Annotated in this window: 13 protein-coding genes; 4 read left to right on the forward strand and 9 right to left on the reverse strand. The window is 36.8% G+C overall.

Translation table 11 applies throughout. The annotated features are described in order from the left end of the window. Positions 1-135: 135 nt before the first annotated feature. The 3 genes from ABC255_RS27660 (at position 136) to ABC255_RS27670 (ending at position 2,683) form a co-directional block, all read left to right on the forward strand. The gene (locus ABC255_RS27660; protein WP_412998317.1) at positions 136-1,626 is read left to right on the forward strand and encodes a peptide MFS transporter; all 1,491 of its coding nucleotides are present in this window, start codon (positions 136-138) and stop codon (positions 1,624-1,626) included. A gap of 128 nt (positions 1,627-1,754) precedes the next feature. Beyond that, positions 1,755-2,234, forward strand: a complete 480-nt coding sequence (locus ABC255_RS27665; protein ID WP_412998318.1) for a glutathione peroxidase — start codon at positions 1,755-1,757, stop codon at positions 2,232-2,234. A 23-nt stretch (positions 2,235-2,257) separates the two neighbouring features. Beyond that, entirely contained in the window at positions 2,258-2,683 is a 426-nt protein-coding gene (locus ABC255_RS27670; protein WP_412998319.1) for a MarR family winged helix-turn-helix transcriptional regulator, read from the forward strand. Between the two features lie 69 nt (positions 2,684-2,752). Here the strand turns inward: ABC255_RS27670 and ABC255_RS27675 are convergent, their stop codons facing one another. The 9 genes from ABC255_RS27675 to ABC255_RS27715 all read right to left on the reverse strand — a co-directional run bounded on the left by ABC255_RS27675 (position 2,753) and on the right by ABC255_RS27715 (position 11,457). Beyond that, positions 2,753-3,433: a Na-translocating system protein MpsC family protein gene (locus tag ABC255_RS27675; protein WP_412998320.1), complete on the reverse strand. Its 681-nt coding sequence runs from the start codon at positions 3,431-3,433 to the stop codon at positions 2,753-2,755. A 142-nt stretch (positions 3,434-3,575) separates the two neighbouring features. After that, positions 3,576-4,292, reverse strand: coding sequence for a Na-translocating system protein MpsC family protein (locus tag ABC255_RS27680; RefSeq protein ID WP_412998321.1), 717 nt, complete (start codon positions 4,290-4,292; stop codon positions 3,576-3,578). A gap of 192 nt (positions 4,293-4,484) precedes the next feature. Then, the gene (locus ABC255_RS27685; protein ID WP_412998322.1) at positions 4,485-5,555 is read right to left on the reverse strand and encodes an ATP-binding protein; all 1,071 of its coding nucleotides are present in this window, start codon (positions 5,553-5,555) and stop codon (positions 4,485-4,487) included. Between the two features lie 247 nt (positions 5,556-5,802). Next, positions 5,803-7,212, reverse strand: coding sequence for a GntP family permease (locus ABC255_RS27690; protein ID WP_412998323.1), 1,410 nt, complete (start codon positions 7,210-7,212; stop codon positions 5,803-5,805). A gap of 173 nt (positions 7,213-7,385) precedes the next feature. Further along, a complete protein-coding gene (dmpG, locus tag ABC255_RS27695; protein WP_412998324.1) occupies positions 7,386-8,402 on the reverse strand; it encodes a 4-hydroxy-2-oxovalerate aldolase in 1,017 nt (338 codons plus the stop codon). 22 nt (positions 8,403-8,424) lie between these two features. Beyond that, complete coding sequence (locus tag ABC255_RS27700; RefSeq protein ID WP_412998325.1) at positions 8,425-9,312, reverse strand: acetaldehyde dehydrogenase (acetylating); 888 nt, start codon at positions 9,310-9,312, stop codon at positions 8,425-8,427. A 55-nt stretch (positions 9,313-9,367) separates the two neighbouring features. Then, positions 9,368-10,141 (reverse strand): IclR family transcriptional regulator, encoded by a 774-nt coding sequence (locus ABC255_RS27705; protein WP_412998326.1) that lies wholly within the window; start codon positions 10,139-10,141, stop codon positions 9,368-9,370. A 193-nt stretch (positions 10,142-10,334) separates the two neighbouring features. Then, a complete protein-coding gene (locus tag ABC255_RS27710; protein ID WP_412998327.1) occupies positions 10,335-10,604 on the reverse strand; it encodes an iron-sulfur cluster biosynthesis in 270 nt (89 codons plus the stop codon). 19 nt (positions 10,605-10,623) lie between these two features. Then, positions 10,624-11,457: a TetR/AcrR family transcriptional regulator gene (locus ABC255_RS27715; protein WP_412998328.1), complete on the reverse strand. Its 834-nt coding sequence runs from the start codon at positions 11,455-11,457 to the stop codon at positions 10,624-10,626. A 100-nt stretch (positions 11,458-11,557) separates the two neighbouring features. Between ABC255_RS27715 and ABC255_RS27720 the strand changes: the two genes are divergently transcribed. Next, entirely contained in the window at positions 11,558-14,641 is a 3,084-nt protein-coding gene (locus tag ABC255_RS27720) for an efflux RND transporter permease subunit (RefSeq protein ID WP_412998329.1), read from the forward strand. Positions 14,642-14,672: the final 31 nt, after the last annotated feature.

Genomic DNA, 14,672 nt, shown 5'->3' on the forward strand with positions numbered 1-14,672 from the left:
CTTTTCACCTAATCAAATGCAACATTCCTGTTATAACAATGTTTTTAATGATTAGTATCCAATTTACCAAAAATAGTTTTTGACAATTGAAAACAATCGAAAGTATTATAATATAATATAAAGGGAGGTAGAATTATGTCGAATTATAATAGGCAGAAAATTGTGGATAGTGTCCCTCAGAAAGGTTTCTTTGGACATCCAAAGGGCTTATTCACTCTTTTCTTTACAGAATTCTGGGAACGTTTCTCTTATTACGGAATGAGAGCCATCCTAGTTTACTATATGTACTATGAAGTTTCTAAAGGCGGATTAGGGATCGACGAAAACTTAGCTCTATCCATTATGTCCATTTATGGATCACTTGTTTATATGTCCGGTATCATTGGAGGCTGGTTAGCTGACCGGATATTCGGTACATCTAAAGCGGTATTCTACGGCGGAATACTGATTATGTTCGGTCATATTGTCCTTGCAGTACCTGGCAGTGTTGCTATGTTCTTTGTTTCTATGGTTTTAATCGTACTAGGAACAGGGTTACTTAAACCAAATGTTTCTACTGTGGTTGGTGAAATGTACAGCGAAACAGACGAACGTCGTGACGCAGGGTTTACCATTTTCTATATGGGAATCAACGCTGGGGCTTTCTTATCACCACTAATTGTCGGAAGTGTGATGGATTATAGCTTCCACTTAGGTTTTGGTGTTGCTGCTGTTGGTATGTTCCTTGGACTTGTTATGTTTGTATTAACTAAGAAGAAAAACCTTGGTCTTGCAGGTACTACTATTCCAAACCCTCTTTCAAAAGCGGAGAAGAAAAAAACTTTTACATTTATCGGTTTAGGAGTCGTTGTTTTAGCTGTCTTATGCGCTGTTTTAATCCCAATGGGAGTTTTAACATTCGCCAGCTTCATTAACATCGTTACATTTCTTGGTATCTTAATTCCTACTATTTATTTTGTGGTCATGTACCGCAGCCCTAAAACAACAAAGGTAGAGCGTTCCCGTATTATCGCTTATATCCCGCTATTTATTGCAGCGGTTATGTTCTGGTCCATTCAGGAGCAAGGTTCAACCATCCTTGCAAGTTATGCGGATAAGCGTACTCAACTAGATTGGATGGGAATTCATATATCACCAGCTTGGTTCCAATCTTTAAACCCATTATTTATTATCGTATTTGCGCCTATTTTTGCGGGATTATGGATGAAATTAGGAAAACGCCAGCCAACAGTACCTCAAAAGTTCTCATTATCTTTATTATTTGCTGGTTTGTCATTCCTTGTCATTCTTATCCCAGCATATCTTGGCGGTACGGATTCACTGGTTAGCCCAATGTGGCTTGTCCTTAGTTATTTAATTGTTGTATTTGGTGAATTGTGTATGTCACCTGTAGGTTTATCGGCAACTACAAAATTAGCTCCTGCAGCATTCTCAGCACAAACGATGAGTTTATGGTTCTTAGCAAGTGCTGCTGCTCAGGCACTTAATGCACAGGTTGTTAAATTTTATTCTCCCGAGAATGAAATGGCCTACTTTGGCAGCATCGGCGGCGCGGCTATCGTACTAAGTATAATTCTATTTGCATTAGCTCCGAAAATTCAGGAACTAATGAAAGGTATTCGCTAAATTTTATTAAAGCAGTATTCCAGCATAATTGGGATACTGCTTTTTTGTTCTTGCCAAACTCAACTATATCGTGTATGATTTAATCGTACACGATATAAATTACACGCTATCCATCAGGAGGAATTTGAATGAAAACAGTCCATGATTTTTCAGTAAGAATGACCAACGGTGAGGAAAAATCTCTTAAAGAATATGAAGGCAAACCGCTAATTATCGTGAATACTGCCAGTAAGTGCGGATTAACTCCTCAATTTCAGGGTTTACAGGAACTATATGATACCTACAAGGAGCAAGGTTTAGAAATTTTAGGATTTCCTTGTGATCAATTTAATAATCAAGAATTTGATAATATTGATGAAACGACGCAATTTTGCCAGTTAAACTACGGGGTAACCTTTCCTATCTTCGCGAAAATCGATGTGAACGGTAATAAGGCGGACCCTTTATTTACTTACCTGAAGGAACAGAAAAAAGGCCTACTTTCTAAAAACATTAAATGGAATTTCACAAAATTTCTTGTTGACCAAAATGGCCAGGTAATTGAACGATATGCACCAACAACAGAACCCGCCAAAATGAAGACCGATGTAGAAAAATTATTATCCTAAAAGGTGATTGCTTGAAAGACTTCATGACATTAAAAAACCAACTTTGCTTTGCTGTATATGAGACTGCTGGTGAATTTAACAAATTATATACGAGTGTCCTCCAGCCTTTTGGTTTAACCTATCCTCAATATTTAGTCTTATTGGCTTTATGGGAACAAGATGGGGTGACATTAAAGGAACTAGGGGAAAAGTTGAATTTGGGAACTGGAACATTGACTCCTATGGTTTCACGGATGGAAACAAATGAATGGGTAAGAAAACAACGTTCCAAAGAAGACGAAAGAAAAGTTTTTATCTATTTACAAGAGAAGGCTGTAGAAGAGAAACATACTATTACCAGTAAGGTCGCAGAGGTAATCCAAAGCTGTCAAATAGAGCTCAAAGAATATGAGCTGTTAATGCAGCAGTTAAATGCTTTACAGAAAAAAATGAGAGAAAGAAAAATATAATCAATCGGCCAAAAAAGAGAGTGTTCCTTTGATAAACGCTCTCTTCTGCTAAAAATAGGCTAGGTTTCCTTATGAACGCAGGATAATTGCCATCATGGATTTATCTTTCTTAAAATTCCAATCAAGAAAGATATCCATTACTGACTTATTAAAGATATCCTCAAATCGGCCATCGCGATGAAAATAACTTTTTTCAAGTTCATCCTTTGTGAATCTCAGTTCATTTTCGAATCCTCTTTCAATTAATGCTTTTTCTATTTGAATAAGAATTCCGCTTCTTTCGATTAAGTAAATAGCAGGTGAAATAGGAAAGATTTTTATTTTATCCGGAACTTTTTCCACCATGAAGCTAATTCGTCCTACTTCCAATTCTACCCTTTGGATATCGACATCTGTTTTATATTCCTGCCCCGAATCTGTACCTAATTCAAAAATAAGGACACCTGAGTTATTCGGCAAATTCCAATCATGATAGTATTCTACTACCTCAACACCGAGAGTAACTTGTACTACCCCTTTTACTTCATCTAGAAGGTGGGTGATTATAACGTTTCTCGCATAATCCACGTACTTGTTCTGACCATATTCTAACAAGATATCCTCCATCGGAGATAAAAATCCACGTATATAAGTGACGAGATGATTTTTGGAAACAGTAGTTTGACAGCTTTGTGGACCCCTGCCAAATTGTTTTCGCAACAATTTACTAATATAACTGCTGATATACTCTTCCTTTTTTTGATCGGTCATTACCTTTGACTCCTTACTGGGGATTTTGCCTTTATATTCCTTTAGTATGTACGAAAGCCCCCTTTATTAAAATTTATTTAAACACAAATAAAAAAACATATTGTATTTTAGGAATTCCTTCTTTACAACATGTTTCTTTAGGCTATTTCATTGTGTATAATTTGTTAAAAATAAAAACAAGATAATTTCTATTATTCTTATAGTCCCACATTATAAACATATCCTCGATTAAACGACCAAAAAGACTTTCAAATTGTTCCTTTCTCTTCCAATATCCATCTTTTATGTTCCTGGCATGTTGGGTCAGTGTATCTAAATTCCCATTTTCATAAACTAATTTTTCAAGAGGCAGAAGTACATCTTTCGATTCGATTGCACAAATATTTTGTGTGAATTTCACTATATTCAAGCTGGCAGGTTTTTTATGGTAATAGGATCCTACATTTTCAATTAAGCGGAATAGGCTATTTTGAAAACTGTTATCTAACTTCTCCTCATAATTTGATTGAGCATAGTCTAATAAAAGGATTCCTGTGTTTTTATCATAGTTCCAATCATGAAAGACAAAATCAAAGGATGTTCCTAAAGTCATTGTTACCTCTGGAATAAACTCTTGAGTAACTGAATGAAGCACCGCGGAACGGAAATTGTATGCAAGTTCTAATTGACCCTGATTAATCAATACTTCCTCTACAGGTGTCATAAAATTTCTCATATAAATGTAAAATCTGTTGCCTTTTAAGAAAACATTACAGGACTCTGGCCCCTTTCCAAAGCTGCGTTTAAGCAATTTGCTAAACGTGCTGCTGAGATATACTAGATTCTCTTGATTAACTATAATATATACCTCTCCTTTCACAAAAAATAAAAAAGGCCTAACTTCAAAAAGAAGTTAGGCCACGGTTCAGACGACTATATTAATAGTTTCTTCCATTTACCATACAGTATACGAGTATTGTTTTTTATGTGAAAATATAAGACTTCTAAAACTAATGACAGCAAGACATTAGACATAGCTATTTTAACACTATTTTAACTATACTGCAATCGTTTATACAGTTGGTAAAATTACTTCAATACATGTGCCTTCAGAGCTGCTAAAAATATTACTTTTTCCTTTATGCTCCTCGATGATCTCATTGCAAACAAGTATCCCCAGTCCGGTGCCATGTTCCTTTGTTGTAAAAAACGGCTCACTTATTCGCTCTAATATTTCAGGTGGAATGCCACTGCCATGATCAATGATTCGAATATGAACTCTATCCAGTAAGGTTATTCCTTCAATGATAATTTTTCCACCAGCTGGCATTGCCTCAATTGCATTTTTTATAAAGTTAATAAACACTTGTTTCAACTGATTTTCGTCTCCAACAATGGTTATCTCAAGTGCATGGAAATTCTTAATTACCTCAATATTATTTAATAATGTCTGTGACTCCATCAAGGTCACAACTTTATCTAGCAAATTGCGGATATTCAACTGTTGGTAGTTAATTTTGGTTGGTTTAGCCAGAACCATTAACTCCTTTAGAATCATTTCAACGCGATCAATCTCAGATTCAACAATATTATAGTAGGTTTTCTCCCCTTTATGTTCCCCCATCATTAATTGCAGAAAGCCTTTTATAGCTGTAATGGGATTGCGGATTTCATGCGCAATCCCTGCGGCCAGCTGACCTGCCGCAGCTTGTTTTTCTGACAGCAATTGCCTCTCTCTCTTAATTATTGTGATATCTTTTAACACAACATAACTCCCCACTACATCATCATTAAAAAGAATGGGGAAAGCGGTTACGTTTACGTCCATTGTATTTCCAGGTCTCATACTAATTTTAGAATCAAAATTGGTTAGTTTTTCACGCTGCTTTTTAATAAAAAACGTTTGAGTGTCATTTAAAACAGACGAGATGAAAATATTACTAAGCTTTTTACTGATTAGGTCATTTCTTGAACATTGCAATAATTCTTCGCAGACTTCATTTACATAAACCAGGTGACCAGACATGTTCAATATAAAAAATGGATCTGTTTTTTTTGAAAGCACAGAGAAATCTTTATCCACATTAACATCCACATATATTCCAAGTAAGAAGTTTAATCGCTTCATTTCATCCTTATCCATCAGAAACATCCCTCCCGTTTTTAGCATTTAAAAAAGCCAAAATAAGCGTAGAGACTCCTACGTCTTATTTTGGCTTAAATTCTAGCGTCTATATCTAGAAACCCATTACCGAATAGTAAATTATCAAACTCAATAAAAAGAGTCATTTTTAGTAGAACAGAGCATTTATCCCTATTTCCACCTTTAATATTAAACTTTTATTTAGGAATATTCAATTAATATTTCCTTAAATATTTATATTTAGAAATTAAACAATTCCAGTTAATAGATAAACTGCAATGATGAAGAAAGCAGCAAGTGTTTTAATAATGGTAATAGCAAAAATATCTCGATAAGATTGCTTATGTGTTAAGCCTGTTATAGCCAATAACGTAATAACTGCTCCGTTATGCGGCAGTGTATCCATTCCTCCAGAGGCCATGGAAATGACACGGTGCATAACTTCTAGCGGAATATCGAATTGGTTCGCTAATTCAATATATTTATCTGACATCATTCCAAGAGTGATTGCAATACCAGCGGAGGCTGAACCCGAGATAGCAGAAAGAATATTGGTGGTAACAGCTCCATTTAATAATGGATGACCAAATACTTTAGCAATTCCATCTCTTGCAATTGAAAAACCAGGTAAATTTGAAATGACAGCACCAAATCCATATTCTGTTGCTGAGTTCATAATAGCAAGAAGCGCACCTGCTACTCCGACTTTCATTCCATCTTTAAAATTCAACAATACTGGTTTACGATTATAAAGAATTGTTGCAATAATACCGACTAAAAGAGCAATTTCAACCGACCAAATTCCAATTACCTTTGCAGTATCAATGCTTGGAAAACTCATTCCTATGGCTTCGAAGTCGAAACCATTTGGATACCATTTTGGAATAATCGTTGTTAATACTTTGTTTAAAACTGCTACTAAAACAACAGGAACAAAAGCAAAAATCTTACGTCCGATACTTTCTTGTTCCCCTAAATCCATCGTTACTTCATTGTCTTCCTTAATTGTACCGAAGCTGTCATAACCTTCCCCAGCTTTTCCTGCTTTAATACGACGAGAGTTTAAATACCACATTCCAATTACGAAGATAAAAATGGCTCCGATAATACCAAGCGTAGGTGCAGCATATAGATCTGTTCCAAAGAAGCTTGTTGGAATTACGTTTTGTACTTGCGGTGAACCAGGCAATGCGTCCATGGTAAAGGTGAATGAACCAAGAGCAATTGTACCCGGAATTAAACGCTTTGGAATATTGGATTCTCTGAAAAGATGTGCAGCAAATGGATAGACTGCAAATGCTACTACCACTAAGCTAATTCCACTATATGTTAAAATAGCAGCAAGTAAAACGATCGCTAACATTCCTCTTTTTTGACCAACAACTTGGACAATAGTAGAAGCAATGGTCTTTGCAAGCCCTGACATCTCTACTACTTTACCAAAAATCGCTCCTAGTAAGAAGATTGGAAAATAAAGCTGAATGTATTCAACCATTTTCCCCATAAATACATTTGAGTAAAAAGGCAAGATCCATCCGGGTTCTGTTAAAAGTACGGCAAATAATGCACAAATAGGTGCAAAAATGATAACGGTGAATCCTCGATATGCTACAAACATCAGCATTCCGAGTGCTAATAGTATAATGACTAATTCCATTGTTTTTCTCCTCTAACTCTGGGATGTCTGTATCTAAGAAGAAACAGCTTTAAAAACTTATAAAACGTTTTCAAATATAACAAATGGTAAGTGAAGCAAGAAAATAAATACTCACTTCACTCACTTTTTTGGCGTTTAGTTCCTCAACCAATCTATTAATCTCACATTAATGATTAACGATTTTTGTTTTTCGCGATTTCCGCAGCTACTTCTACGATCATATCCTCTTGACCGCCAACTACTTTACGTCTGCCTAGTTCAATTAAAATATCACGTGAATCAACACCATATCTCTCTGCAGCACGTTTAGAATGAAGAGCAAAGCTTGAGTATACGCCTGCATACCCTAGTGTTAAACTATCTTTTGTAATTTCTTGCGGCACAGGTAAAATTGGTGCAATGATGTCTTCAGCTAAATCCATCATTTTATATAAATCTACCCCAGTTTTAATTCCCATCCGTTCACAAACTGCAATAAGTACTTCTGTTTGTGTATTACCGGCGCCTGCCCCTAAGCAGCGAACACTGCCATCGATACGAGTAGCACCTTCTTCAATCGCTACAAGCGTATTTGCCATCGCAAGAGATAAATTGTTATGACCATGGAATCCAATGTTAATGCCTACAGATTGTTTAAGTGCATGAATTCTTTCACGAACTTGTCCTGGAAGGAGGTAACCTGCTGAATCTACTACATAAACCGTATCCGCTCCATAGCTTTCCATTAATTTTGCTTGTTCAACTAGTTTATCAACTGGTGCCATATGATTCATCATTAAGAATCCAACCGTTTCCATCCCTAGTTCTTTTGCATAGGCAATATGTTGTGGTGCCACGTCTGCTTCTGTAACATGGGTTGCAATACGCGCCATTTTTGCTCCTAAATTTGCTGCTTCTTTCAATTCATGCAAGGTCCCGATACCTGGCAATAATAAGACAGCAATTTTGGACTTATCTGCAACGGAAACCGCAGCTTCAATTAATTCCATTTCATTTGTACGTGAAAGGCCATATTGCAAGGATGATCCCGCTAACCCATCACCGTGTGATACTTCGATATATGGAACATTTGCATCATTCAATGCTTTTGCGACCTTTAATACTTGATCTACTGTATATTGGTGAGAGACTGCATGACTTCCATCTCGTAATGCAACCTCAGTGATAAGAATATCTCTTTCGTTTGTCATTTTATTTTCCCCTTTCTACCGCTTAAACGGTTTCTTTCTTTAATAGATTTTCAGCAAACTCTTCGGCAATTTTTACGCCCGCAGCCGTCATAATATCAAGGTTTCCTGAATACTTTGGCAGGTAATCACCAGCGCCTTCCACTTGAATAAAGATGGTTACTTTATTTTCTTCGAAAATAGGTTCAGTACGGAGCTGATAACCTGGCACATAAGATTGAACGACTTCTGTCATTTCAGCAATGGATTTTCTGATACCCTCTTCATCCATTGTTCCTTCTTCTACAAGGGTATAAACAGTATCACGCATCATGATTGGCGGTTCAGCAGGGTTTAAGATCATAATTGCCTTCCCTTTTTTAGCGCCGCCCACCACTTCAATCGCACGTGAAGTTGTCTCAGTAAATTCATCAATATTTGCTCGCGTTCCAGGTCCTGCACTCTTACTTGAGATTGTTGCAACAATTTCCGCATATTCCACTGGACTTACGCGATTTACAGCGTGAACCATTGGAATTGTTGCCTGTCCGCCACATGTAATCAAATTGATATTTTCTTTTTCTAAATGCTCGTCAATGTTAACAGCAGCACATACATATGGACCAACAGCAGCAGGAGTCATATCAATTACTTTAATACCTGCTTCTTTTAACACTTTTGCATTATAAAGATGAGCTTTTGCTGAAGTGGCGTCAAAAACAATATCAGCTTCTAAAGTAGGATCTGCAAGAAATCCATCAATTCCAGTGTCTACCCCTGCATAACCCATTTCTCTCGCACGGCGTAATCCATCCGATTGCGGGTCAATTCCAATCACAGCAGTCAACTCTAAAATTTGCGAGCGACCAAGTTTAATCATTAAATCAGTACCAATGTTACCTGAGCCAAGAATAGCAACTTTAACTTTTGACAAAATTATTCTCCTCCTAGACTTTACTTTTTATATTTTTCTTTACACTAACTACTTTTTAAAAGACGTTACCTTTATAACCTAAAGATCTTGATATGTCGGAAGCAGCTCTCTTAATCCCCGCTATTACTTTCGGAAGCTTCTCTTCATCAAGTCTCATTTTTGGGGCCGCACAGCTTATTGAAGCGATTACATTTCCTTTATGATTGAATATCGGTGCGGCAATACATTTGAGTCCCAGCTCGATTTCTTCATCATCAACCGCATATCCAGTCTCACGGACAGAAACTAAATGTTTTTTAATTTGGTTAACATCGGTCATCGTGTACTCTGTGAATGCTTCTAAACTTACTGCTGATAACAGCCTATCAACCTCTTTTTCACTTAAATGAGCAAGTATTGCCTTCCCCACACCTGTACAATGAACGGGTGCTCTTTTTCCTATATGGGAATAGATTGTAAGAGCTCTTGGGCCTTCTACTTTTTCAATATATATAACTTCATCACGCTGTAATGTAACCAAGTGAACGGTTTCATTTAATTCAACAGCTAAATCTGCAATAATCGGTCTGGCTATGTTACCAATATCGAGATGTTTACCCACGAAGTTACCTAATGTGAAAAGCTTTATTCCGAGCTTATACTTCAAATCCTCTGGATTCTGCTCGAGATACCCTCTATGTTCTAAAGTCTTAATGATTCCATGGACGGTGCTTTTTGATAGCTGAAGCTTATCAGATATCTCTTTAACACTTAGCTCCCTGCTTGTGGTTAAAAACAATTCAAGGACATCAGCTGCCCTTTCAATCGATTGAATGAGGCGTTCAGACATTACCATCCTTCTTTCATTCGCCATTATCGAACGGCGTTCATAAATATCTAATCGATGTATTTATACTACCTCGCAACTACTAGTATGTCAATAAAATTTGATTTCATTATTCTTAATAAGCAGGCTGTATTTCTATTGCAATATAAAAAGAGCTCATCTTTTTTAGAATGAGCTCTTTTTGGTTTATAGAATATTAAATTACTTCAAACTGTTTAAAACCTGTTTGATCTGGAATAAAATCCAGTTTCTTATCACGAAAATAATGACATTCACCTTTGTCGATGATGAAATGAAGATCATCTTTTATCATCTCACTATCATTAACTTCCATCGTTCCTTCTACGGTTACTTTCACTTTCATGAAACAACTTTTACGCATTTGTAATCGGATAAACTTAGCAGAATCTGATAATTCCAACCGGTTTTGTATTTCCGTTTTTGCAGCCTCTGTTAAACTAAACACCGTTAGCCCACCTTTTACACTACATATTAAAAAAACTATCCAGTAAATAAGAAATCCATTTGGTTTGAGGATGATTTCGAATATTTTCTAGTAACCCCTTAATAATCGCCCGGCCAAATGTTGGTTCATGCAGCTGCTGTTTTAACAGTTGTAATGATTCCTTCTCTACTGACTCTTCCATTTCTTCTATTTCTTGATCCAACATTAAGAGAATCTGTTCTTTTGTTAAATCCTCTAATGCCGGCTCTTCCAACACCTGAATCAGCGCTTTTGAAATAAAAGGAACGGTAGAGTTTTTTGCAAGCAGATTTGTTTTTTCCACCAATGACGTTGACAATAAATCCAAATCTAATGGTACGTTATAAAACAAAAATAGCTGAGAATACATACTCATAAAGCCTTTGATACAAAATATTAAGTCATATTTTATCTCTTTTACTTCAGCATCTCCATATAAACGCTCAACCATCGAAAGAATGGTTTTATCCATTAATCTGTCGTAGTAACGCATTTTTAAGATGAAATCCTCATTAAAAGAACGTGACTGCTCTTTGATTAGTATTTTCCCAAAATCAGAATGCTTTCGAAATGAGTCGAATATCGCATAATAAAATTTATATAGAAGTTTTTCTCCATCCTTTGCATTTCTGACTAGATAGTCAATCTCAGAGGTGAATTGGATCATAAAGTGATCGATTATCTCGATAATCAATTCATCTTTCGACTTAAAAGATAGATAAAAAGCACCTTTAGAAATGCCACAATGCTCTGTAATTTGTTGGACAGATGTAGCTTCAAAACCCTGTTTAGCAAAGAGTTCTATCGCTTTTTCCATAATCAATTGTTTTTTCATCGTTCATTCTTCACTCCTAGGGTCAATCATTGACAGATGACCGGTTAGTCAGTATTATAAGTAAATGGGTTAGATAAGTCAATTAAGGGCAGGTGTAAGTGTGAAAGGTTTAGTTAACTTTGTACTAGGAAATAAACTAGCAGTATGGTTACTGACAATCATTATTACGGTTTCTGGTATATATTCAGGTACAAGAATGAATATGGAAACAATTCCAGATATATCAATTCCATACTTAATGGTAATGGATGTATATCCTGGTGCCACTCCAGAGCAAGTAATGGAAGATGTCTCAAAACCTTTAGAGAAAGCGATAGAAAACCTTAAGGGTGTAAAATCCGTTTATTCCAATTCAAATGCGAATATGGCAAGTCTTCAAGTGGAATATGAATACGGCGAAGATATGGACGAGGCAAATCGTGCCTTAAAATCTGCGTTAGAGGCCGTGAAGCTGCCAGAAAATGCCCAAGAACCTATTATTACGGCAATTAGTATGAACATGATGCCTGTTATGGCACTTAGTGTAAGTAGCACAACAGAGGATATCGTTGAATTAACGTCGACCGTTGAGGATATTATCCTTCCAAAAATCGAGAAAATCGATGGTGTTGCCTCTGCCACCATTACTGGTCAACATATAGAAGAAGTTCAGCTTACGTATAAAGATGCAAAAATGGCTGAATACGGTTTAAAAGAAGATACTGTTAAACAAATGATTCAAGCAAGTGACCTAGCAGTTTCATTAGGTCTTTATGAATTTGAAGAAGGCGAACAAGCTGTAGCAATCGACGGGAAGTTTATGACAGCGGATGAATTAAAGGAAATGCTTATTCCTGTAACACCATCTGCAAACCAACCTTTACCATTTGTGAAACTTAGCGACATCGCAGATATTGAAGTAGTTGGTAAAGTACAATCGATTTCACGTACAAATGGTGAAAATGCGATTGCTATTCAAATTGTTAAAGGTCAAGAAGCAAACACTGTGGATGTTGTAAACAGTGTAAAGGATTTAATCAAGGAACAAAAGGAAAAAATTGATGGTCTTGTCATTGAAGTATCACTCGACCAAGGTGCACCAATTGAAAAATCAGTTTCAACAATGGTTGAAAAGGCATTATTCGGTGGTTTAATTGCCGTATTAATTATCCTTTTATTCTTACGTGATTTTAAATCAACCATTATTTCAATCGTATCTATTCCAGTTTCCATTTTCATGGCATTCCTTTTGCTCAACTGGATGGAAATTACCCTTAATATCATGACGCTTGGTGCGGTTACGGTTGCCATCGGCCGTGTAATCGATGACTCAATCGTAGTAGTTGAAAATATATATCGACGTCTTCATTTAAAAGAAGAAAAATTATCAGGTCGTGCGCTTGTCCGTGAAGCGACAATTGAAATGTTTAAACCAATCCTGTCCTCAACATTAGTAACGGTTGCAGTATTTGCACCTCTTATCTTCGTTGGCGGTATGGTCGGTGAGCTATTCATGCCGTTCGCATTAACGATGACATTCGCTCTCGGAGCTTCATTAATTGTTGCGATTACAATCGTTCCTGCGTTGTCACACTTCTTATTTAAGAAAAATTTATATAGTGAAAAAACAGAAAGCAGCCATAAAGAGGCTGGCAAATTGGCTAACTGGTACAAGGGCATCCTTGGATGGACACTTAACCATAAAGTGATTACCTCCATTATTGCCGTTGTGTTATTAGCAGGAAGTTTGGCGTTAACACCATTAATCGGATTCAGCTTTATGGGAAGCGAAGAAGAAAAGGTTATGTACTTAACGTACACGCCAGAAGCTGGCGAGTTAAAGGATGAAACATTAGCAAACGTTGAAGCAGTTGAAGAAGAAATGCTTAAACGTGATGATATTGATATCGTTCAGATTTCTGTAACGGAAAGTGGAGATCCAATGGCTGCGATGATGGGCGGCGGCGGAGATGGTGCGTTAATGTACCTAATTTTCGACCCTGAAATGGAAAACTTTTCGGACGTCCGTGAGGAAATTGAAGATTATGTGTTCAATATTGGACAGTCAGGCGAATGGAAGTCTCAAAATTTCGCTCCTACGTCAATGGCTACAAACGAAGTCAGCTACACGTTCTACAGTGAAGATTTAGACAAACTAAATGAAGCTGTAAAAATGGTTGAAGGCGTTCTGAGCAAAAATGATCGTCTTGAAGATGTTTCTTCAAGTGCTGAGGAAGCATACGTTGAATATACATTCAACGTAGAACAAGATGAATTGCTGCAGTATGGTTTAACAACGGGTCAAATCGTTATGATGTTAAACCCGACAAAAACTCAAGATGTATTAACAACGGTTGAAAAGGACGGTAACGAACTAGAAGTAATCGTTCAGCAGGAACAAGCTGCAACGCCAAAATCCATTGACGATATTTTAGCAACACAAGTACCGACAGCTCTTGGTACGACAATGCCTCTTTCTGAACTGGTCACAGTTGAAAAAGGTACAACATTAAATACACTTGCTCGCAGCAAAGGTGAATACTATGCAACTGTTTCAGGTACAATCCTTGATAAGGATATTTCAAAGGCAACAGCTGCAGTAGATAAAGAAATTGATAAATTAGACTTACCGAAAGGTGTTACCATCGGCGTTGCCGGTGTCCAGGCAGATATGACGGAGACATTCACACAGCTTGGTATGGCTATGCTTGCAGCCATTGCGATTGTATACTTTATCCTAGTTGTAACCTTCCGTGAAGGTGTCGCACCGTTTGCCATCCTATTCTCATTACCATTTGCAGTTATTGGTTCATTTGTTGGTTTATTAATCGCAGGCGAAACCATCTCAGTATCTGTTATGATGGGACTATTGATGTTAATTGGTATCGTTGTTACGAATGCGATTGTACTGGTTGACCGGATTATTCATATGGAACGGGATGGCATGACGATGCGTGAAGCAGTACTAGAAGCAGGTGCAACACGTCTACGTCCAATCCTAATGACAGCTATTGCAACGATTGGTGCGTTAATCCCATTAGCAATTGGCCAAGGCGGTGGCGGTTTAATTTCTAAAGGTCTTGGTATTACCGTAATCGGCGGTTTAACCAGTTCAACATTATTAACATTAATTGTTGTTCCAATTGTTTATGAAGTATTATCTAAGATGTTTAAGAAAAACCGTAAAGAAATCCAAGAAAATTAATGACAAAAGGTCCTAAAAAGGTGTGAACACA

This window comes from Neobacillus canaveralius (genome assembly GCF_047237705.1).
Taxonomy (GTDB): Bacteria; Bacillota; Bacilli; order Bacillales; family Cytobacillaceae; genus Neobacillus; species Neobacillus niacini_K.